The sequence below is a fragment of the Rathayibacter sp. AY1G1 genome, assembly GCF_002932095.1.
Taxonomy (GTDB): Bacteria; Actinomycetota; Actinomycetes; order Actinomycetales; family Microbacteriaceae; genus Rathayibacter.
In genome coordinates this window covers 121,087-141,736 of record NZ_PSUZ01000005.1, presented here as the reverse complement: position 1 = coordinate 141,736, position 20,650 = coordinate 121,087, and the positions used below count along the sequence as shown (strand labels likewise).

Sequence of the window (20,650 nt, the reverse complement as noted above, 5' to 3'; positions counted from 1 at the left end):
GCGAGGACGAGTCCGTAGAGGACGGCGCCGACGCGGATCCGCGTCGGCGCCGTCCTCTACGGACTCGTCCTCGCCGCCGCCTCGATCGGCCTGCTCGTCGTCTCGGCCGACCCGGTGCTGCGCGCGCAGGTCGTCGAGCGCGGGATCACGCTCGAGCCCGGCGCCGCGCTCGCCCTGGCCGTCGCGGCGCTCGGCGCCATGGCGCTCCTCCTCGCGCTCGCCCGCCTGCTCGACCGCCGCGCCGCTCGCGACGACGGCTGACCCCGGCGCGGGACGCCGGGTGCTCGCAACCCCCTGCCCCGCGTCCGCCGAGAGGCGCAGACTCGTCCCGGGCGATCGCCCGCTACCCCCTGGAGACGAGACCATGCCCTTCTGCGCCCTCGAGAGCCTCCGCTGATGGAGCTGGGCATCGCCGCGATCGTCGGCGTCTCGGTCCTCGTCGCGGTCGCCGTCTTCTCGCGGCGCCTCGGCGTCGCCGCCCCGATCGTCCTCGTGCTCGCCGGCGTCGGCCTCTCGTACATCCCCGGGGTGCCGGAGGTGGTCGTCCCGCACGAGTGGGTGCTCGACGGCGTGCTGCCGCCACTGCTGTACGCGGCGGCGCTCAGCGTCCCGTTCATCGACTTCCGCCGGAACCTGACCACCATCACCGGCCTGTCGGTCGTGCTGGTGCTGATCTCGGCGGCCGGCGTCGGCGCGCTCCTCTTCCTCCTCCTCCCCGAGCTCGGGCTGGGCCTGGCGATCGCCGTGGGCGCGATCATCAGCCCGCCCGACGCCGTCGCCGCGACCTCGGTCGGCCGGCGGCTCGGCCTCCCGCCGCGGCTGCTCACCCTGCTCGAGGGCGAGGGGCTGATCAACGACGCGACCGCGCTGGTCCTCCTCCGCTCGGCCCTCGCCGCCGCCGCGGGGACGCTCGCGACGCCGTGGGCCGCGATCGGCGACTTCCTCTACGCGGTCGTCGTGGCCGTCGTGGTCGGGTTCGTGGCCAGCGTCGTCACCGTCTTCGTCCGCTCGCGGCTCGAGGACCCGGTGCTCAACACCGTCCTCTCCTTCATCGTCCCCTTCGTCGCGTTCATCCCCGCCGAGGGCCTGGGCGCCTCGGGCGTGCTCGCCGTGGTCGTCGCCGGCCTGCACACCGGGCACGCCTCCTCCCGCGCCTTCACCGCGCAGTCGCGGGTGAACGACCGGATCAACTGGCGGACCGTGCAGTTCCTGCTCGAGAACGGCGTGTTCCTGCTGATCGGGCTCGAGATCCGCTCGCTGATCCACGACGCCGACAGCGCGCGCCTCTCCGTGCCCGCAGCGGTCGGCATCGGCCTGATCGCGGTGGTCGGGCTGATCGTCGTTCGCTTCCTCTGGGTCGGCCCGGTGCTCCTCGGCGAGCGCTGGCAGACCCGCCGGGCCGAGCGCCGGGCCCGCGAGCAGAAGGAGCTGCTCGAGTCGCCCGAGGCGCAGGAGCTGCCGAAGGAGGAGCGCGGCCGGGCGAAGCGGCGCTACCTGCTGCGGCGCAGCGACTACCGGCACTTCAGCCGCAACGGCATCGGCTGGCGCGGCGGTCTGGTGCTCGGCTGGTCCGGGATGCGCGGAGTGGTGACCCTCGCGGCCGCGCAGTCGCTGCCCGAGGACATCCCGTACCGTCCGCAGCTCGTGCTGATCGCCTTCACCGTGGCCGTCGCGACCCTGCTGATCCAGGGCAGCACGCTGCCGCTGCTGATCCGGGCGCTGGGCATCCGCGGGATCGACGTGCCCGAGGACCAGCGCGCGCTCGCGGGCCTGCTCGACGAGATCACCGAGAAGGGCCTCTCGGTGCTGGAGCGCCCGGGCGACGCCGTCGAGGGTGCCGACGGCGTCGCTCCGGACGTCCTGGAGCGGGTGCGGCAGACGTCGTTCCTCCGCTCCGAGGCCGCCTGGGAGCGCGCGCGCGGCACGGAGAGGTCGGTCGCGGACACTCCGCACCGCCTCTACCGAGCGCTGCGCCTCGCCGTGGTCGCGGCCGAGCGGGAGGCGCTGCTGGACGCGCGCTCGCGCCGCGCCTACCCGCAGCGCATCCTCCGCGACGCCCAGTCGCTGCTCGACCTCGAGGAGACGCGGCTCCGCGTGCGGCGGGGCTCCGAGTCCTGAGGGCTCGGGATCGTGACGATCGTTCCCGGGGATGCCCGCGCTGATCCGCGCCCTGTGGAGGAGCGCCGAGCTCCTCGAGTGCGCCATCCGGATCGACCCCTCGGACCACGGCCGTCCGGCCTCCCCGGCAATAGCCCGCCGATGCGTCACCCCCCGTTAAGCCCGCGCGCCCCGCTTCCTCTGGCACTGCCGTCGCCCCGCCCGTAACCTGCGGATCGCCTGAGAACCGGAAGCTCGATTCGCCCGCACTCGAAGAGGGGTGGCGGGCCGGGGCGGATCCCCTCGGGGGATATCACGAGGGCCGATCCGCGCGCCAGCCCTCGCAGAGAGGGCAGACGGGGCGCTGAGAGGAACGCTATCCCGTGCGGCGCCGGAGCGCACGCCTCACTTCGTTCGAGTGCTCTCAGGTCCAGTCGAGAGCGGAGCGCTCGGCCCAGTAGCGGGTCGGATCCACGGCGAGCGCCGGGAGGTCCGGGAGCTCCCGGGGCTGCGCGCGCAGGTTGGCCCGCAGCTGCTCCGGAGTCGCCGCGCCGCTCAGCACGACGTCGGCCCAGGGCTGCGCGAGGACGGCCCCCAGGGCGACGGCGTCCGGCGCGGCGCCGGCGTGCTCGATCGGGTGCGCCACGAGCCTCCCGTTGGCGAGGGCCTCCTTGACCACCACCAGCCAGCCGTCGTCGTGCGCGGCGGCGAGCGCCCGGCCCGCGGACTGCTCGAGCGGGTTCCAGGTGCTCTGGACTGCGCTGAACGGCGACTCCGGGATCGCGCGGGCGAGCTCGATCACGCGCGCCTGCTCGGGTCCGCTGGTGGAGAGGCCGACGCGCACTCCGGAGCCGGCGAGGCCGCGCAGTCGGTCCAGCAGCGGGCGGTCGGTGAGGGCCGGGCTCTCGGGAGTGATCGAGTGGACGAGGTAGGAGTCAGGCGCCGAGCCGAGCGCGTCGAGCGTGAGCGGCCACTGGCGGTCGAGCATCGCGACCGAGTGCTCCTTGCGCTCGTGCACCGGCGCATCCATCGCCCACCCGCCGACGTACTCGTAGCCCCACTTCGACTCGATCGTGAGCGCCGCCCGCCGCTCCGGATGCCGGGCGAGCCAGCCGCCGAGGAACTCCTCCGCGCGCCCGTAGGAGCGCGCGGCGTCGAGGAAGCGGACGCCGGCGTCCCACGCCGCGTCGAGCAGCAGGTGCGTGCGCTCGCGCAGCGCGTCGACGCTCCGCTCGGCCGCGGGGCCGAGGTCGTCGTCGCGCCCTGCCGTGATGTACGCCGGCCGGCCCACGGCCGCCAGCCCGATCCCGAAGCGCTGCATCCCGCCCACGGTACGCCGGTCCCGGAGCTCCGGCAGCCGCTAGCGTCGAGCGGTGACCTCCGCCCTCGACCGCAGCATCCTCCGGCTCGCCGTCCCGGCGCTGGGCTCGCTGGTCGCCGAGCCGCTGTTCCTGCTCACCGACTCCGCCCTGGTCGGCCATCTCGGCGCCGTCCCGCTCGCCGGGCTCGCGCTGGGCGGCACGGTGCTGCAGACGATCGTCGGCCTGATGGTCTTCCTCGCGTACAGCACCACTCCGCGGGTCGGCCGGGCCCTCGGCGAGGGCGACGAGCGGAGGGCCGTGGCGGCCGGGATCGACGGCGGCTGGCTGGCCCTGCTCCTCGGCGCCGGCATCGCCGTGGTGGGCGCGCTGACCGCTCCGGCCGTCGTGGCGCTCTTCGGCGCGGAGCCGGCGGTGGCCGAGGCGGGCGTGCGGTACCTGGCGGTGAGCATGGCCGGGATCCCCGCCATGCTCGGCGTCTTCGCGCTCACCGGGCTCCTCCGCGGCTTCCAGGACACCCGCACTCCGCTGGTGATCGCCGCCGGCGGATTCGCTCTCAACGCCGCTCTCAACGCCGTGCTGATCTACCCGGCCGGCCTGGGGATAACCGGCTCCGCACTGGGGACGGTGATCGCGCAGTGGGCCATGCTCGCGGCCTACGCGGGAGTCGCGCTGCGGCTCGCCCGGAGGGTCGGCGCGCCGCTGCGGCCGCACCTCGCGGGCCTGGCCTCCTCCGCGGGATCCGGCGGCTGGATGCTGCTGCGCACAGCGAGCCTCCGCGCGGCGATCCTGCTCGCGGTCGCGACCGCCACCTCGCTCGGGGCGGAGGAGCTGGGCGCCTTCCAGGTGGCGATGACGCTGTTCTCGACGGTCGCCTTCGCCCTCGACGCGGTGGCGATCGCCGCGCAGGCTCTGCTGGGCCGCCTCCTCGGCGCGGGCGACGCCGAGCAGGCCCGAGCCGTCACGAAACGCTGTGTGACCTGGGGAATCGGTGCGGGTGCAGTGCTCGGAGCGCTGGTCACCGGTCTGAGCGGTGTCCTGCCGTACGTCTTCTCGAGCGACCCGGAGGTGCTGCGGCTGCTGCCCGCGGCGATCGCCGTCGTGGGCCTCACCGCTCCGCTCGGCGGCTACGTCTTCGTGCTCGACGGCGTGCTGATCGGCGCCGGCGACGGCCGCTACCTGGCGCTCAGCGGCCTCGCGAACCTCGCCGTCTTCGTCCCGCTCGCCCTGCTCGCCCCCGCCGCGCCCACCGAATGGCGCCTCCTCGCGCTCTGGCTCGCCTTCGCCGTCGGCTTCCTCGGCGCCCGCGCGGTCACCCTCGGGCTCCGGGTCCGCAGCGACGTCTGGCTCCGCTGACCGCACTCCTCCCCTGTGGAGAAGCCTGTGGACAACTCCGGTCAGCGCGGCGGTGCGCTGGTGTTCCCGCGGTGGAAGACGGCGTGGAAGCAGACCGCCTCCGCCTCCTCGTCGGCCAGGAGCGCGACCGCGGCCCGTCCCGCCGCACGGCCCTTCTCGACCGCGGGCTGGGCCATCGTCGTGAGATCGTACTCGGCCGCGAGACCGGGCACCTGCACGCCGTCGAAGCCGACCACCGAGAGGTCCTCGGGCACGCGCAGCCCGTGCTCCTCCGCCGCGAGGATCACGCCCGCGGCCAGCAGATCGCTCTGCGCGACGACCGCGGTCGGCGGCTCCGCCCCCTCGAGCAGCGTGCGGCCCGCGGCGACGCCCTCGTCGACGGAGCTCGCCGCGGCGGCGACGACCGACGCCTCCGGGAAGACGTCCTGCACGCCGAGGAGGCGGTCGACCGGAGTGATGCTGGGGCTCGAGCGCCAGCCGGGCGGGATCGCGCCGCGGCGGCGGTCCTTCGCGAACGGGAGCGCGACCACCGCGACCCGCTCGTGGCCGAGCTCGCGCAGGTGCTCCGCGAGGGTGCGGCTGGCCTCGCGGTTGTCGAGCGAGATCACGGCGCCGCCCAGCTCCGAGAGGCCCTCGACCACGACGACCGGCACCCCCCGGCGGCGCAGCACGGCGACGGAGTCGTCGACCGACGGGCTGCAGCCGACCAGGATCATCGCGTCGACCGGGGCCGTCGCCAGCAGGCCCGCGCCGTCGCCGGTCTCGGTGAGCAGCAGGATCCCGGCGTCGACCCCGCCGAGCACGTCGGCGATCCCGTCGAGCATGGCGATCTTGATCGGGTCGCGGAACGCGTGCAGCATCCGCTCGTCCACGACGACCCCCACGATCCCCGAGCGGCCGCGGCGGAGCGAGCGCGCCCGCGGGTCGGGGCCGGCGTAGTCGAGCTCGGACGCCGCGCGCAGCACCCGCTCCTTCGTGGCCTCCGAGACGGGGCCGGAGCCGCTGAAGACCAGCGAGGCGGTGGAGGGGGACACTCCGGCCCGGCTCGCGACGCGGGCGAGCGTCGGCCGGGGGCTCTTGCGGGGTTCCACGTTCCTCCTCGTGGGGGCGGCGCGCTCGTCATCGGTTGACCGTCCCCGGGGTTCCGGATAGCTTAGACCGGCTCGCTTCGAATCGATTCGACCGTGCCTCTCGATCCGGTGTCCGGATCCCGCCCGCACCAGGAGAACCGCCATGACCTCGACGTCCGCGCTCACGCGCCCGCAGCTGGTCGCCTGGCGCAACGCCGTCTTCACGATCTTCGTCCTCAGCGGGATCTCGATCGCCACCTGGGTCTCGCGCACCCCCGCCATCCGCGACGAGCTCCAGCTCTCGACCGCCGGAGTGGGCCTGCTGATCCTCTCGATGTCGATCGGCGCGATCGTCGGACTCGCGTTCTCGACGCCGGTCATGGGCGCGATCGGCGCCCGGCGCGGCATGGCGCTCGGCCTCACCGTCTCGGCGGCGGGGCTCGCGGTGCTGGGCGTCTCGGCCGACGTCATCGGCGTCCTCCCCGCCGCCTTCGCCGGCATGGCGATGCTCGGCTTCGGCAACGGTGCGGTCGACGTGATGATGAACGTCGAGGGAGCGGCCAACGAGAAGGCCTTCGGCAAGACGCTCCTGCCGCTGTTCCACGCCTTCTTCAGCCTGGGCACCGTGGCCGGCGCGCTGATCGGCGCGGGCGCCTCCGCCCTGGCCGTGCCCGTCGCCGTCCACCTCGGCGCGATCGCCGTGGTGATCGCCGTGACCGCGGTGATCGCGATCCGCTTCGTCCCGGTCCGCGAGGAGCTCGACACCTCCGGCGCGGCGACCACGGTGAAGCCGCCGGTCCGCGAGCGCGTCGCCGCCTCCCTCGGCGTCTGGCGCGACGGCCGCCTCGTCCTCATCGGCCTGATCATGCTGGGCATGGCCTTCGCCGAGGGCTCCGCGAACGACTGGCTGACCCTGGCGATGGTCGACGGCCACGGCACCGACAAGACGACCGCCGCCGTCGTGTTCGGCGTGTTCGTCGCCGCCATGACGGTCGGACGCGTGATCGGCGGACCCGTGCTCGACCGCTTCGGCCGCGTCCCGGTGCTGCGCGCCTCCGCCGGGCTCGCGATCGTCGGCATCCTGCTGTTCATCCTCGCCCCGGTCGACGCGCTCGTCGTCATCGGCGCGGTCGCCTGGGGTCTGGGCTGCTCGCTCGGCTTCCCGGTGGGCATGTCGGCCGCGGCGGAGGGGCCGCACTCGGCCGCCCGCGTCAGCGCGGTGGCGATGCTCGGCTACGTCGCGTTCCTGGTCGGACCGCCGGCGATCGGCTTCCTCGGCGAGCACTACGGACTGCTGAACGCCCTCTTCCTGGTGCTGGCCCTGGTGGTCGTGGCCGGGCTCGCCTCCCCCGCCGCCCGCAGCCGGCGGAGCTGACCGCCCCGCTCCACGCGCCTCCGCAAGCCCCCGTGGGGCCCGGGCGCCCTGGCGCGCCTCCCCCTAGGCTTCCCAGGACGGCGGTGGAGGGGGAGCGGATGCGGTACCGAGCGCGCGACGGCGCCCTGCTCCACGTCGACGAGCACGGAGCCGGTCAGGGGCGGCCCCTGGTGGTCGTCCCCGGTGAGCCGGAGCGCCACCCCTCCTACCTCGGCTCGTTCGCCTCGATCGCCTGCACGCGCCGCGTCCTCGTGCTGCACCCGCGCGGAGTGGGCGGCTCCGCGGAGCTGCCTCCCGCTCCCCCGGCCACGACGGCCGCCGACGTGGAGGACCTCCGCCGCCACCTCGGCGTCGACGAGCTCGATCTCGCCGCGCACGACTCCGGCTGCCGCGCCGTCCTGCTCGCCGCCGTAGACGCGCCCGAGCGCGTCGCCCACCTGCTCCTGATCGCCCCCGGCACCGCCTGGCTCGGGATCGACGACCGGGCTGCCGGTCACACGACTCCCGCCGGCTCCGACGACACCGCGGCGATCCGCGACGCTCTGCAGCGCCTCGACTGCCCCGCAGTCGTCCTCGGCGGCGAGGACGATCCGGTGACGGGCATCGCAGCCCTGGAGGCGCTCACCGCGCTCCTGCCGCAGGCGAGCCTGGCCGTCATCGAGTCGAGCGGCCACTACCCGTGGGCGGAGGCGCCGGCCGAGTTCGCGGTCGCGCTGCGCGCCTCGCTCTCGGTGCCGCCGCCCGCTCCTCCGCTCGGCCGCCGGCCTCCCGTCGCCGCGCACTGAGCCGGGAGCCCGCCGGGGCCGTGCCGTCTATCCTCGACGGGTGCGTCTCGTCATCGCGCGCTGCTCCGTCGACTACACCGGCCGTCTCAGCGCCCACCTCCCGCTCGCCACCCGCCTCCTGCTCGTCAAGGCCGACGGGAGCGTCCTCATCCACTCCGACGGCGGCTCCTACAAGCCGCTGAACTGGATGAGCCCGCCCTGCACGCTGATCACGGGCGAGCCCGACGAGGAGGCGCGCACCGCGGGAGTGACGCAGCAGTGGACCGTCGCGCACCGCAAGACCGGCGACGCTCTCGTCGTCTCGATCCACGAGGTGCTGCACGATTCGGCGCACGAGCTCGGCGTCGATCCGGGACTCGTGAAGGACGGAGTGGAGTCGCATCTCCAGCGCCTTCTCGCCGAGCAGATCGGCCTCCTCGGAGAGGGGCACACTCTCGTCCGGCGCGAGTACATGACCGCGATCGGCCCGGTCGACATCCTCGCCCGCGATTCCTCGGGAGCCGCCGTCGCCGTCGAGATCAAGCGCCGCGGCGAGATCGACGGAGTCGAGCAGCTCACCCGCTATCTCGAGCTGATGAATCGCGATCCGCACCTCTTCCCGGTGACGGGAGTCTTCGCCGCTCAGGAGATCAAGCCGCAGGCGCGGACTCTCGCCGAGGACCGCGGAATCCGCTGCGTGGTGCTCGACTACGAGGCCATGCGCGGCACCGACGACTCCCACACGCGCCTGTTCTGACAGGCACGGCGACAGGCACGGCGAAGGCCCCCGCGATCGGATCACGGGGGCCTTCCGCTCACCGGGCGCGAGGCCCGGGAATGCGGCGTCTCACCGGGCCGAGAGCCCGGCGGCCGCTACTTGTGGGCGGCCTGGTAGGCGGCCTGGACCTCGGAGGGGATGCGTCCGCGGTCGGAGACGGGGTGGCCGTTGGCGTTCGCCCACTCGCGGATGGCCTTGAGCTGCTTGGGGTCGCTCTTGGAGGCGGTCGCGACGCTCGTGGCGGCCGCGGGGCGCGAGCCGACGCGGCGGGCGCTCGAGACGAACTTCTCGAGCGCCGAGTGGAGCTCGGCGATGTTGTCGGGGCCGAGATCGATCTCGTAGTTGGCGCCCTCGATGCTGAAGCGGACGGTACCGCCGTCACCGGAATCGATAAGGGTTCCGTCGATATCGTCGACAAGCGTGATCTTCTGGGCCACTTTTCCTCCTGGAGTTCGCGGGACCGGACTGTCTCGACCCGGACCGGGAGAGACATTACCCCCTTTCACAATCGAGTGCGCCATGAATGGCGCCATTCGTCCCTTTCTCGCGCCATGTCGAGGGGAATGTTCAGGATAAGCGGAGGCAATCACGGCTGAATCGAGCTGTTCGCCACCAGCCGTCGAATAGAGGACACGGTGTCCGCAGACGGCCGTAACGATTCCGGACACCGATCGCGCGCATTCCCGGGAACCGGTCCCGGCGATTCCGATCACGCCCCGGTCTTCGTTAGCGTGGAGTCATGGCACGACGAGGCGGACCCCCTGCACGCCCGGCGCGACCCGGTCCGTACCGCAATGCGGAGGCTCGGGAAGCACTGGAGGCGCTCGTCGCCGCTCCCACCGCCGAGGCCGTCGACCGGCTGCTCGAGGCCTGCCTCGACGGCTCCCTCGTGGTCGACGTCACGGGCTCCCAGCCCGGAGGCGTGCCGCACGTCCGCACCGTCGCGACGACCACCGGGGAGCAGGTCCTGCCGCTGTTCACCTCCACGGACGAGGTGCGCACCGCGGTCCCCCGGCAGCAGCATCCGCGGGTGCAGATGCTGGTCCTCCCCGGACGCGAGGCCTTCGCGCTGATCCGCACCGCCGACTTCGTCGCCGTGCAGCTCGACCCCGGCTCGATCGCCCAGGTCGTCACCCGTTCGTTCGTCGAACGGGCTCTGGACGCCGAACGGCCGTAGAGTGTGGCCCCCGGCGGGGCAGCGCCGGCGTCACCCCGTCCTCCGAGGTCAGGAGCCCGCCATGTCCGACACGACCCTCGCCGCCACCGGCCTCGACGCGCGCGCCGGCACCTGGTCCTGCATCCTCTTCGACCTCGACGGCACGATCACCGACTCGGCCCCCGGCATCACCGGCACCCTCGTCGAGACCTTCGTCGAGCTGGGCCGCCCCGTGCCCGCTCCGGCCGAGCTGCTGGCCTACGTCGGCCCTCCGCTGCTCGAGGCGTTCCGCGAGCTCGGCGGGATGACCGTCGAGGAGGCACAGGCCGCGCTCGTGGTCTACCGCCGCCGCTACAACGCGGGCGGACTGTTCGACTCCTCGGTCTACCCGGGGCTGCCCGAGGTGCTGGCGCGCATCGCCGAGGCCGGCGTGCCGCTCTCGCTCGCGACCTCCAAGCCGGAGTCGGCGGCCACGCGCATCCTCGAGCACTACGGCCTGGCGCAGTACTTCACGGTGATCTGCGGCGCCTCCGAGGACGAGGTCCGCAGCGCCAAGGCCGACGTCGTGGAGGAGGCGCTGCGCCGGCTCCGCGAGCTCGGCGTCGACCTCTCGGCGCCGGTGATGGTGGGCGACCGCGAGCACGACGTGCAGGGCGCCGCCGCCCACGGCGTGCCGACGATCATGGTCGAGTGGGGCTACGGATCGCCGCTCGAGGCGGTCGGGACGATCGCGCTGGTGTCCGGCGCCGAGGAGCTCGCGGACCTCCTGCTCCCGTGACCTGCGTACGATGAGGGCATGACTGGTCTGGGCGTCGTCCTCTCGTTCGTGCTGTTCCTCGGCGGGATCCTCGTTCTCGGCAACTCGTTCCTGCTGCCCGACATCGCCGGATTCCTCTTCGTCGGCGGCATCCTGATGATCTCGGGATCGCTCGCCGTCGCGTTCCACGTCCTGCCGAAGTCGCAGTAGCCGGGTCGCTCCGGGCGGCCGCCTCCGCGGCTCGCCGCTCCGCTCAGCCCAGCGTGCTCGCGTCGAGGTTGATGACTGCATTGATGTAGACCGCCTCGCCGGCTCCGGCGATCGTCGGGTTCATCCGGAGCAGCTGCTGCACCGGGATCCCGAAGCGCTGCGCGATGTCGAAGAACGTGTCGCCCTGCACCACGGTGTAGCTCACGATGTCCCCCTCCCCATCGCGGGTCGGCTCGCCGTTCGCCCCGGGAACCGCGCCGTTGTCGACCGCGAAGGCGGTCTCGGGGATGTCCGGTGTCGCGTTCGGCGTGAAGGTGACCGTCGCCTCGGGGACCGGCGCGAAGACCGTGGCCGTCGCTTGCGGGAGCGCCGCCGTGACGGTCGGGTCCGGCACCGGAGTCGGCGTCGCCGTGGCGAACACGGTGACCGTGACCGTCGGAGCCGGAGCGGGCGCCGAGCACCCCGCGAGCGCGAGCACACCGGCCAGTGCCGTCGCTCCGATGACCGTCCTGCGCATGTCCCCCGCCCTCCGCACGCCCCGCGGCGCCCGCTCCACCCTAGGAGACGGGGCGGCCGGGGGCACGTGCGCTGTCGCAGGAGGCCGGTGTGCGGATCCACCGTCGTGGAGGGAGCTCCGCGGTCGTCCGGGCCGGGTCGGCCTCACCGGGACCGGGTCACGACGGGGGCTCGGGGAGCAGGCGCAGCCCGCCGCCGCTGTTCGCCGCGTCCATCAGGAGCTCGACCCAGGTCGGGTTGATCGTCGGTTGCCGGCTCCCCGCGAAATGGAACTGCAGGGCGATGTTCGGGTTCATCCAGAAGGAGTGGCGGCCGCGCGCGCCCTCGGGCATCGAGTCGAGGGTGAGGCTGAAGCGCTCGTCGCGGCGGAACTTCGCGTAGATCACGATCTGGAGGTGGGCCAGGGTCCGGTCCTCGATCTCGATGACGGCGGGAGGAGTGCCGTAGAGGAATTGACCCATGCCGCCAGACTATAGGCCCCTCGGCTTATTACTAGTCCGTCTAGCTATTTCGCCTCGGAGGGTTCCGCCGGGTCGGCTTCGTCCGTATCGTGCCCGTCGCCGTGCTCCGCGTCGATCTCGTCGACGGCCGCGCTCATCCGGCGGAGAAAGTTGACGACGACCTCGGCCTCGGGGGCGTCCAGGTCCTCGGCGATCTCGAGCATCCGGCGGTGCATCTCCTGGAGCGTGGCGCGCACCTCGTCGTCGCTGTCGACGGTCGCCTCCACGACGATCCCGCGCCGGTCGGTCGGGTTGGGCTTGCGCACGAGGTGGCCGCTGCGGACCAGGCGGTCGATGAGGACCGTGGTCGACGCGGACGAGATGGAGAGGTGCGAGGCCAGGTCCTTGCCGGTCACCAGCTCGCCCTTGCGCTGCTGGCGGAGCAGGTACTGGATGGCGATCAGGTCCGTCTCGCCCATCGCCATCCGCTCACGCGTGCGGCGGCGCATCGAGACCTCGGAGACGCGGTACGTGCGCATCGCGCTCAGCACCTCGACAGCGCGGCGGGTGGACGACTCGTCCGGGTACCAGTACCCGGCGCCGCTCCGCAGGCTCGTGTCGCTCATCCGCACATCCTAGACCGGCTGATCACCAGGCCGTCTAGCGAGTCGCCCGCGCCTACGCTGGACCGGTGACCGCCACCCTCGTCGCCAAGGGCCTCTCCGGAGGCTATGCGCACCGCACCCTGTTCGACGAACTCGACCTGACGGTCGCCCCCGGGGACGTGGTGGGCGTCGTGGGGGCGAACGGAGCCGGCAAGTCGACTCTCCTGCGCATCCTCGCGGGCGAGACGGCTCCACTCGAGGGCTCCGTCGTTCTCTCGCCGGGCGACGCCTTCGTCGGCTGGCTGCCGCAGGAGCACGAGCGCCGCGAGGGCGAGACCGTCGCCGGCTACATCGCGCGCCGCACCGGCTGCGCCGAGGCCTCCGCCGAGCTCGACACCGCCGCCTCCGCCCTGGCCGATCCCGATCCCGACGGCTCGATCGCCGACCGCTACGCCCTCGCGCTCGACCGCTGGCTCGCGAGCGGCGCGGCCGACCTCGACGAGCGCACCCCGGTCGTCCTGGCCGACCTGGGCCTGTCGCTCGGAGCCGCGGCCGCCTCCTCGACGATGACCTCCCTCTCCGGCGGGCAGGCGGCGCGGGTGGGCCTCGCGGCGCTGCTGCTCTCGCGCTTCGACGTGGTGCTGCTCGACGAGCCGACCAACGACCTCGACCTCGACGGCCTGGAGCGCCTGGAGGCCTTCGTCCGCGGACTCCGCGGCGGCGCGGTCCTCGTGAGCCACGATCGCGAGTTCCTCGCCCGCAGCGTCACCCGCGTGCTCGAGCTCGATCTCGCGCAGGGCACCAACCGGGTCTACGGAGGCGGCTACGACGCGTTCCTGGAGGAGCGCGAGACCGCGCGGCGCCAGCGCCGCGAGAAGTACGAGGACTTCGCCGAGCAGAAGGCCGACCTGGTCTCCCGCGCCCGCACCCAGCGGGAGTGGTCGAGCCAGGGCGTGCGCAACGCGATGAAGAAGGCCCCCGACAACGACAAGATCCGCCGCAAGGCCTCGGCGGAGTCGAGCGAGAAGCAGGCGCAGAAGGTGCGCCAGATGGAGAGCCGGATCGCGCGGCTCGAGGAGGTCGAGGAGCCGCGCAAGGAGTGGCAGCTCGCCTTCACGATCGGCAGCGCCCCGCGCTCGAGCTCGGTCGTCTCGACGCTGAACGGCGCGGTCGCCCGCCGCGGCGCCTTCACGCTCGGGCCGGTGTCGCTCCAGGTCGACGCGGGCGACCGGATCGGCATCACCGGGCCCAACGGCGCCGGCAAGTCGACGCTGCTGTCGCTCCTCCTCGGCCGCGCCGAGCCGGAGGAGGGCGGCGCCTCCCTCGGAGCGAGCGTGGCGATCGGCGAGATCGATCAGGCCCGCGGGATGCTCGCCGCCGAGGTGCCGCTCGCGGACGCGTTCGAGGCGCTGGTGCCCGAGTGGCCGACCGCCGAGGTCCGCACGCTGCTGGCGAAGTTCGGGCTGAAGGCCGACCACGTCGGCCGCCGCGTCGGCGAGCTCTCGCCGGGCGAGCGGACGCGGGCCGCCCTGGCGCTCCTCCAGGCCCGCGGCACGAACCTCCTGGTGCTCGACGAGCCGACCAACCACCTCGACCTCGTCGCCATCGAGCAGCTGGAGGAGGCGCTCGAGGCGTACGAGGGCACCCTGCTGCTGGTCACCCACGACCGGCGGATGCTCGAGACGGTGCAGCTGACGCGGCACTGGCACGTCGAGGCGGGCGTCGTCACGGAGGCGTGACGCCCGCCGCCGCGTCAGTCCCCGGAGGCGCGGGCCGCCTCGTCCTCGCGCCAGCCGGCCTCCTTCTGCACGTACTCGTTGTCGGCGAACTCCGCGAAGTCGCTCTCGTCGGTGATCCGGCGCACTTCGAGGCGGTTGCCGGGCACCAGCGGGCAGCGCAGCGCCCACTCGCGGGCCTGCTCCTTGGAGTCGACCCCGATGATCCAGAAGCCGTTGAAGAGCGACTCGGTCGGGCCGTAGGCGCCGTCGACGACGGTCGGCGGCTCGGAGGAGAAGTCGACCACGAAGCCGGAGGAGGCGACGTCGTCGGCCAGGCCGTCGCCCGAGAGCAGCACGCCCGCCTCGATCATCGCCTCGTTGTACTGCCCCATCCGGGTGATGATCTCGTCGAACGGGATCGAGGCGTAGGCCTCCTTCGCCGCATCGGTCGCGCGCATGATCAGCATGTACTTCATCGGGTCTCCCTGGGGTCGGTGCGCGGGGGCGCAGGGCCTACTCTGGCCCATCCGGGGTGCCGGCGGAACGGTGGGTCCCGAGCGTCTGCGCCACGGGGGCGAGCGCGGAGCGACGGACCTTGCCCGCGTCGCTCCGAACGGGCTCGTGCACGATCCGGAGGGCCCGGAGGCGCCGCTCAGCGCCCAGCTCGGCGTTCGCCCGAGCGAGCAGACCGGCCGGGTCCACGCCAGCGTCGCCCACGTCGACGACCGCCTCCACCGCCTGCCCCAGCTCCGTGTCCGGCACGCCGAAGGCGACCGCCCCGCGGACTCCGGGCAGGGCCTCCAGCACCCGCTCGACCTCGGCCGGCCAGACGCTCACTCCGCCCCGGAGGATCAGATCGTCGGCGCGGTCGACCACCCAGAGCCACCCGTCCCCGTCGACGCGGCCGACGTCGCCGAGGGTGTCCCAGCCCTCCTCCGTCCGCCGCGAGCCCGCGCCGAGGTAGCGGTAGGCGGGGGCCTCGCCGCGGTGCAGCCAGATGCGGCCGAGCTCGCCGGTCGGAGCCTCCGTGCCGTCCTCCCGCAGGATGCGCAGGGTCGTCCCGCTGATCGGCCGTCCGACACTGCCCGGGTGCTCCAGCCACTCCCGGCCCGTGATCATCGTCAGTCCGTTCGACTCGCTGCCCGCATAGACCTCGACCACCCGCTCCGGGCCGAGCCAGCCGATCAGCGCCCGCTTGTCGGCGGGCGCGCAGGGCGCTCCGAGGTGCAGCACCGTCGCGAGCGAGGACACGTCCGCCCCCGACCGCTCGGGCGCAGCCAGCAGGCGGCGGATCGTGGTCGGGACGAGCAGGGTCCAGGTGACGCGGTGCTCCTCGATCGCCGCGAGGACCCGGGCGGCGTCGAACCGCGGCAGCAGCACCAGGCGCTGCCCGGTCATCAGCCCGCGGAAGGCGTAGGTGAAGGTCGCCGAGTGCATCAGCGGGCCGCTCACCAGCTGCACGCCCTCGCGCGGCAGGAACGGCGCGACCGGCGCGTCCGGATCCAGCAGCGCCGGGCCCGCGGCCAGCACCACCTTCGGCCGCCCCGTGCTGCCGGAGGAGGTGGGCGCCTTCCAGGACGAGGCCCACCGGTCCTCGAGCGAGCCGGCCGGCACCTCCGGCCCGGGCCGCCAGTCGCCCGCGCGCCACGGGACAGCGGAGGAGGAGGGCGCGCCGATGACGAGCGCCGGCCGCGCGATCCGCTCCACCTCGGCGCGCTCCGCCGCCGACAGCCCGGTCGAGACCGGCTGCGGCACGGCGCCCGCCTTCCAGACCGCCGCGCAGACGACGAGCGCGTCCAGCGAGTTCGAGAGCGAGACGGTGACGAGGTCGTCGGTCCGGACGCCGAGATCGCGGTAGGCGCGGGCGAGGCGGGTGCTCTCGCGGTCGAGCTCCCCCGCCGTCAGCGCGCCCTCGTCGGCCACGGCGACGATCCGGTCGGGATCGGCGTCGGCGAGACCGGTGACGATGCGCGAGATCGACCGGCGGGTCACCGGCGGCGCCCGATCGTTTCCAGGCGGCAGGACGGAGTCATCCGGGCACGCCTGCTCGCGCGGATCCCGGCCCGTCCGGAGGAGTTCCTCCTGAGCTCTGAACCGAGCCGTCGAGCACCCGCTCGTAGAACCGCAGATGCGCGGCCGCGACGTCGTCCCAGGAGTGCGAGGCGGCCAGGGCCCGGCCGTCCGGCGAGGGCAGCGTCAGGGCCTCCTCCAGCGCGTCGGCGAAGGAGGCGGGGTCCCGCCCGTAGCGGACCGCGTCCCCGAACACCTCGTGGATCACCGGCAGCTCCCGCGCCACGACCGGCACCCCCGCGGCGAGCGCCTCCATCGCCGCCAGCCCGAACCCCTCCTTCACCGAGACGAAGCCCAGCGCGGAGGCGCCGGCGACGAGCGGAGCGAGCCTCTCCTCCGGAACGGTGCCGAGGATCACCGGAGCGATCCCGAGCTCGGCCGCCCTCCGGTCGAAGGCAGCCCGGTACTCGCGGTAGTCGAACAGGGTCTCGCCGCCGCCGAACACCAGCGCGACGTCGTGGCCGCGCTCGCGCAGCAGAGCCCACGCCTCGAGCAGCTCGATGCTGCCCTTCCGCGGCTCGATGCCGCCGAGGGCGAGGAGGTACGGGCCGAGCTCGGCCCGCCACCCCCCGGTCAGCGGATCGTCGACGGCGGCCGCGAACCGCGCCGCGTCGACACCGTTCGGGATCACGTCGGTCAGCAGCCCCCAGCCGGCGCGCACCTCCTCGGCGACCGCAGCGGACACGCACAGCCGGGTCAGGGGGAGCCGGACGGCGCGGTCGTGGCAGGCGCGCAGCTCCGGGGTGGTGAAGTCGTCCAGGTGGTGGATCGTGCGGATCGGCGCGAGTCCGGCGGCGAGCGCCGCGTTGGCCGAGATGCAGTCCTGCGCGTGGACGACCGGGGCGTCCTCGCCCCGCAGGGCCTCGGCCATCGCGGCGATGGACCGGACGATGCGGGCGCCGACCGGCTCGCCCTCGCGGTGCGGAAAGGGCACCACCCGCACGGTCACGCACGGATCGACGGGGCGGAAGAAGGAGTCGTCGCCGCCCCGGGCGAGCGTGCGCACCGTGACGTCGTGTCCGGCGCGCGCGAGCGCCTCGGCGAGGGCGAGGGTGTGCACCACCCCGCCGCGCGGCCGGGTGGAGTAGGTCAGCAGGCAGATCCGCATCTCAGCTCCGGTAGGCGTGCTCCGCGCGGTCGCGGAGGTGGTGCATCGTGCGGCGGGCGCGGGCGACGGAGCCGGCGACGTCAGCGGAGGCGAGCGCGAGCCCGCCCTTCGCCCAGGTCTTCGCGATGATCTCTCCCGCCGGATCCACGACCTTCGCCTGCCCGAGGAACCGCAGGCCGCCGAGCACGCCGGTCTGGTTCGAGGAGACGAGGTAGACCTGGTTCTCGGCGGCGCGGGCGCAGTCGTAGAGATCGAACAGGTGGGCCTGGCGGTCGTTGCGGATCCGATCGGAGCGGTCGGTCACGCTCGCGGGCCACGCGCTGAGGCAGGCCAGCACCTCCGCGCCGTCGAGGGCCAGCGAGCGCGAGGACTCCGGGAAGGTCTTGTCGAAGTCGATCAGCATCCCCATCCTCCCGATCGGCGAGTCGAAGGCGGCGAAGCCGCGACCCGGCAGGTACGCCTCGGACTCGCCCAGCGGCAGGTGGACCTTGCGGTGCGTGCCGATCACGCGCCCGCCGTGCACGCAGACCGCGGTGTCGTAGCGGACCTCGCGACCGCCCTCGAGCGCGCGCTCCGCGATCCCGAAGCACACGGTGAGATCGCCCGCCAGCTCGGCCACGCGGGCGACCTCCGGCCCATCGAGCTCGAGGCTCGGCGGCAGGTCCGGCCCGGGGTGCTGGAGGTCGAGCAGGTAGCCGCCGAGGGTCGCGTCCGGGAGCACGAGCAGGTCGACCGAGCGCTCGCGGGCGTGAGCGATGATGCCGGCGAGCTTGGCGAGGGTGCGGTCGATGTCGCGACCGAAGTGCGCTGCGACCGCACCCATCACCGTCTCCGTCATGCGAGGAGGCTATCCGGCGAGATCCGGCTCGCGCTCCCGAGCGAAGCGCCCCGCCTCGCGCACTCGCCGGACCTCCTCCGCCAGGTGCCCCGCATCGCGGGCGATCGCCTCGAAGCGGCCGGACCCCCAGGTGTGCAGCCACGGCAGCCCGAGGAACGACAGGCCCGGCACGCTCGTCACTCCGCGCTGGTGGGTGGGATGGCCGGCGCCGTCGAACACGCCGATCTCGACCCAGCGATAGTCGGAGCGGAACCCGACCGCCCAGACGACGCTGCCGATGCGCGCGAGGTCGAGCCCGGTCGCCTCGGACTCCGGCCGCCAGACCGGACGGCAGCGGTCCTCCTCGGGAGCGTCGATGCCGTGCGCCGCGATGTAGCGGTCGATGTCGTCCTTGATCGACTCCGCGACCGAGTCCGCGTAGTCGAGCGACGCCTCCGCCGTGGGGGCGAAGCGCAGCCGGGACCCCTCCACCCCGGCCAGTCGGCCGTAGAGGTGCATCCCGTCGCGGGCGAAGGCGCGCAGGTCGATGTCCCGCCCGCCCCCGCGCCCCGTCACGTAGTGGTTGGTCGACTCCCGCTTGGTGAGCCCGCCGACCTGCGCGTGGACGGGCACGTCGTACACGCCCATGTCCTGGAGCCAGGCGACGCAGTCGCGGCCCCGGTAGAAGCGCGCCACCCGCGGCGCGCTGCCGAGGGCGAGGTGGACCTCGCGCCCGGCGAGGAAGAGGTCCTCGGCGATCTGCGCGCCCGACTGCCCGGAGCCGACGACGAGCACGCCGCCGGGCGGGAGCGCCTCCGGCGAGCGGTAGTCGGCGGAGTGGAGCTGCAGCACGTCCGACGGCAGCCGCGCGGCGACGGCGGGGAGGACCGGGCGGTGGTAGCCGCCGGTCGCCACGACGACCTGGTCGGCCGTGATCGCGCCCGCGCTCGTGATCAGCTCGAAACCTCCCCCGGCGCGCTCGCGGAGCCGGCTCACCTCCACGCCCTCGACCACGGGGGCGTCGAAGCTCTGCGCGTAGCGGCGCACCCACGCGTGCACCTCGTCGCGCGTCATGAATCCGTCCGGGTCCGGCCCGTCGTAGGGGTACCCGGGGAGGCGGCACTGCCAGTTCGGCGTGACGAGGGTGAAGGCGTCCCAGCGGCGGTCGATCCAGTCGTGGCCGATGGTCGCGCGCTCGAGCACGACGTGCTCGATGCCGTCGTCGACCAGGTGCCGGCTGATCGAGAGCCCGGCCTGCCCGCCTCCGACCACCGCGACCTCGACGTGGCGCCCGGGCTCGATAGCGGCGCTCACGGCCGCACCCGCTGCCCGGCCGGAGCGGGCGGCTCCATCGCGAGCACCCTGACCGTGCCGCCCTCGAAGCGCTGCGCCGTGCGGAGGATGTCGGACTCCTGCTGCATCGCGGAGGTGCAGGCGAACCCGAACCGCTCCCGCACCCGGTCCGACGCGATGCGCAGCGCCTCACTCGAACGGGCGACGAAGTCCTCGAGCGAGTAGGCGGTCCCGGTCCCGAGGAACTCGTGCACGACCAGGCTCGGCGAGTAGCAGCGCTCCTCCGAGCCGTCCGGCCAGCGGACGTGGAAGGTCATCTCAGGCATGGACGAGTCCTCCGTTCCAGACCCGGTCGATGTCGTAGGCGTCGGGCCGCCGGTCGCGCAGGTGGAACATCCCGCCGCGCATCGCCTCGAAGGCGCCGCGCACGTCGATGTCGGCGACGGCCATGCCTGCTCCGAGCAGCGTCGTCGCGAGCACGTTGCCGCCGGGATCGACGACCTTCGCGTTCCCGACGTAGCGGAGCGAGCCGAAGGTCCCCGACTGGTTCGAGGCGAGCCAGAACACCTGATTGTCGAGGGCGCGGGCGATGTCGAACTGATTGAACCGGTACGTCCAGCGGTCCTCCTGCAGGTTCTCGGCCGTCGCCGTCCGAGCGGCCGGCCACGCCGAGAGCGAGGCGATGATCTCGGCGCCGTCCAGCGCCATCGACCGCGCCGCCTCGGGGAACGCCTTGTCGTAGCAGATCTGCAGGCCCACCCGGCCGACCGGCGTCTCGAAGGTGCCGTAGCCCGGGCCCGGCGAGTACGAGAGGTGCTCGCCCAGCGGCTGGTGCACCTTCCGGTAGCTGCCGTAGACCTGCCCGCCGTCCAGGAGCGCGGCCGCGTTGTAGCGGGTCTCGCCGTCGTCGTCGAGCTCGCAGAAGCCGATCGCCACCACCAGGTCGCCGACGATCTCCTGCACCCGCCGCAGCTCCGGCCCGTCCAGGCGCACCGCCGGCGGGAGGGAGCGGCGGGTGGTGGCGACCGTGTCGCCGTGGTTGCCGAGCGAGGAGAGGTAGCCGCCGATCGCGGCCTCGGGGAGCACCAGGAAGCGCACTCCCCTCTCGCGGGCCTCCTCGGCCAGGGAGGCGATGAGCGCGTAGTTCTGATCCAGGTCGCGGGTGAAGTTCGCCGCGACCGATCCGACGAGGGTCATCGCG

The 20,650-nt window shown here is 73.7% G+C and carries 23 protein-coding genes; 10 read left to right on the top strand and 13 right to left on the bottom strand.

From position 1 onward, the window contains the following. Positions 1–114 precede the first annotated feature (114 nt). Both C5C36_RS17490 and C5C36_RS04495 read left to right on the top strand, forming a co-directional pair. Complete coding sequence (locus C5C36_RS17490; protein ID WP_181125774.1) at positions 115–261, top strand: hypothetical protein; 147 nt, start codon at positions 115–117, stop codon at positions 259–261. A 135-nt stretch (positions 262–396) separates the two neighbouring features. Further along, the gene (locus tag C5C36_RS04495) at positions 397–2,118 is read left to right on the top strand and encodes a sodium:proton antiporter (protein WP_104309330.1); all 1,722 of its coding nucleotides are present in this window, start codon (positions 397–399) and stop codon (positions 2,116–2,118) included. 403 nt (positions 2,119–2,521) lie between these two features. On the opposite strand, the gene C5C36_RS04490 is transcribed toward C5C36_RS04495, so the two are convergent. Next, complete coding sequence (locus C5C36_RS04490) at positions 2,522–3,418, bottom strand: aldo/keto reductase (protein WP_104309329.1); 897 nt, start codon at positions 3,416–3,418, stop codon at positions 2,522–2,524. A gap of 52 nt (positions 3,419–3,470) precedes the next feature. Between C5C36_RS04490 and C5C36_RS04485 the strand changes: the two genes are divergently transcribed. Next, positions 3,471–4,772 (top strand): MATE family efflux transporter, encoded by a 1,302-nt coding sequence (locus tag C5C36_RS04485; protein WP_104309328.1) that lies wholly within the window; start codon positions 3,471–3,473, stop codon positions 4,770–4,772. Positions 4,773–4,813: 41 nt separating this feature from the next. On the opposite strand, the gene C5C36_RS04480 is transcribed toward C5C36_RS04485, so the two are convergent. Beyond that, positions 4,814–5,863, bottom strand: a complete 1,050-nt coding sequence (locus C5C36_RS04480; protein WP_258072190.1) for a LacI family DNA-binding transcriptional regulator — start codon at positions 5,861–5,863, stop codon at positions 4,814–4,816. Between the two features lie 142 nt (positions 5,864–6,005). Between C5C36_RS04480 and C5C36_RS04475 the strand changes: the two genes are divergently transcribed. The 3 genes from C5C36_RS04475 to nucS all read left to right on the top strand — a co-directional run bounded on the left by C5C36_RS04475 (position 6,006) and on the right by nucS (position 8,738). Beyond that, the gene (locus C5C36_RS04475; protein ID WP_104309326.1) at positions 6,006–7,217 is read left to right on the top strand and encodes an MFS transporter; all 1,212 of its coding nucleotides are present in this window, start codon (positions 6,006–6,008) and stop codon (positions 7,215–7,217) included. 98 nt (positions 7,218–7,315) lie between these two features. Next, positions 7,316–8,002 (top strand): alpha/beta fold hydrolase, encoded by a 687-nt coding sequence (locus C5C36_RS04470; RefSeq protein WP_104297330.1) that lies wholly within the window; start codon positions 7,316–7,318, stop codon positions 8,000–8,002. Positions 8,003–8,042: 40 nt separating this feature from the next. Then, the gene (gene nucS, locus C5C36_RS04465; protein ID WP_104247564.1) at positions 8,043–8,738 is read left to right on the top strand and encodes an endonuclease NucS; all 696 of its coding nucleotides are present in this window, start codon (positions 8,043–8,045) and stop codon (positions 8,736–8,738) included. A 116-nt stretch (positions 8,739–8,854) separates the two neighbouring features. Here nucS and C5C36_RS04460 read toward each other — a convergent pair whose 3' ends face one another. After that, complete coding sequence (locus C5C36_RS04460; RefSeq protein ID WP_104222624.1) at positions 8,855–9,196, bottom strand: Lsr2 family protein; 342 nt, start codon at positions 9,194–9,196, stop codon at positions 8,855–8,857. 302 nt (positions 9,197–9,498) lie between these two features. On the opposite strand from C5C36_RS04460, the gene C5C36_RS04455 reads away from it, so the two are divergent. The 3 genes from C5C36_RS04455 to C5C36_RS17485 all read left to right on the top strand — a co-directional run bounded on the left by C5C36_RS04455 (position 9,499) and on the right by C5C36_RS17485 (position 10,882). Further along, positions 9,499–9,936: an SseB family protein gene (locus C5C36_RS04455; protein WP_104222625.1), complete on the top strand. Its 438-nt coding sequence runs from the start codon at positions 9,499–9,501 to the stop codon at positions 9,934–9,936. A gap of 61 nt (positions 9,937–9,997) precedes the next feature. After that, on the top strand, positions 9,998–10,693 hold the full coding sequence (locus C5C36_RS04450) for an HAD hydrolase-like protein (protein ID WP_104222626.1): 696 nt from the start codon (positions 9,998–10,000) through the stop codon (positions 10,691–10,693). A gap of 18 nt (positions 10,694–10,711) precedes the next feature. Beyond that, on the top strand, positions 10,712–10,882 hold the full coding sequence (locus tag C5C36_RS17485) for a hypothetical protein (RefSeq protein WP_159911733.1): 171 nt from the start codon (positions 10,712–10,714) through the stop codon (positions 10,880–10,882). 43 nt (positions 10,883–10,925) lie between these two features. On the opposite strand, the gene C5C36_RS04445 is transcribed toward C5C36_RS17485, so the two are convergent. The 3 genes from C5C36_RS04445 to C5C36_RS04435 form a co-directional block, all read right to left on the bottom strand. Next, positions 10,926–11,399: a LysM domain-containing protein gene (locus C5C36_RS04445; protein ID WP_104222627.1), complete on the bottom strand. Its 474-nt coding sequence runs from the start codon at positions 11,397–11,399 to the stop codon at positions 10,926–10,928. A 157-nt stretch (positions 11,400–11,556) separates the two neighbouring features. Next, complete coding sequence (locus tag C5C36_RS04440) at positions 11,557–11,859, bottom strand: ATP-dependent DNA ligase (protein ID WP_104225758.1); 303 nt, start codon at positions 11,857–11,859, stop codon at positions 11,557–11,559. 44 nt (positions 11,860–11,903) lie between these two features. Beyond that, positions 11,904–12,464: a MarR family winged helix-turn-helix transcriptional regulator gene (locus C5C36_RS04435; RefSeq protein WP_104247561.1), complete on the bottom strand. Its 561-nt coding sequence runs from the start codon at positions 12,462–12,464 to the stop codon at positions 11,904–11,906. Between the two features lie 65 nt (positions 12,465–12,529). Here C5C36_RS04435 and C5C36_RS04430 point away from each other — a divergent pair, with 65 nt between their 5' ends. Then, a complete protein-coding gene (locus tag C5C36_RS04430; protein ID WP_104309325.1) occupies positions 12,530–14,182 on the top strand; it encodes an ABC-F family ATP-binding cassette domain-containing protein in 1,653 nt (550 codons plus the stop codon). A 14-nt stretch (positions 14,183–14,196) separates the two neighbouring features. On the opposite strand, the gene C5C36_RS04425 is transcribed toward C5C36_RS04430, so the two are convergent. Genes C5C36_RS04425 through C5C36_RS04395 form a run of 7 tightly spaced genes read right to left on the bottom strand, consistent with a single transcriptional unit; the run spans position 14,197 to position 20,646 of the window. Continuing rightward, on the bottom strand, positions 14,197–14,637 hold the full coding sequence (locus C5C36_RS04425; protein WP_104222630.1) for a YciI family protein: 441 nt from the start codon (positions 14,635–14,637) through the stop codon (positions 14,197–14,199). Between the two features lie 37 nt (positions 14,638–14,674). After that, positions 14,675–16,153, bottom strand: a complete 1,479-nt coding sequence (locus C5C36_RS04420) for an AMP-binding protein (protein WP_104288521.1) — start codon at positions 16,151–16,153, stop codon at positions 14,675–14,677. Positions 16,154–16,190: 37 nt separating this feature from the next. Continuing rightward, positions 16,191–17,339, bottom strand: coding sequence for an MSMEG_0565 family glycosyltransferase (locus C5C36_RS04415; protein WP_104309324.1), 1,149 nt, complete (start codon positions 17,337–17,339; stop codon positions 16,191–16,193). Position 17,340: 1 nt separating this feature from the next. Next, a complete protein-coding gene (locus C5C36_RS04410) occupies positions 17,341–18,177 on the bottom strand; it encodes a carbon-nitrogen hydrolase family protein (RefSeq protein ID WP_104222633.1) in 837 nt (278 codons plus the stop codon). Positions 18,178–18,186: 9 nt separating this feature from the next. Beyond that, on the bottom strand, positions 18,187–19,470 hold the full coding sequence (locus C5C36_RS04405; RefSeq protein ID WP_219812201.1) for an MSMEG_0569 family flavin-dependent oxidoreductase: 1,284 nt from the start codon (positions 19,468–19,470) through the stop codon (positions 18,187–18,189). After that, positions 19,467–19,775, bottom strand: coding sequence for an MSMEG_0570 family nitrogen starvation response protein (locus C5C36_RS04400; protein ID WP_104222634.1), 309 nt, complete (start codon positions 19,773–19,775; stop codon positions 19,467–19,469). The genes C5C36_RS04405 and C5C36_RS04400 overlap by 4 nt, the downstream gene beginning before the upstream one ends. Beyond that, entirely contained in the window at positions 19,768–20,646 is an 879-nt protein-coding gene (locus C5C36_RS04395; RefSeq protein ID WP_104222635.1) for a carbon-nitrogen hydrolase family protein, read from the bottom strand. Before C5C36_RS04395 ends, C5C36_RS04400 begins: the two co-directional genes overlap by 8 nt. Positions 20,647–20,650 lie beyond the last annotated feature (4 nt).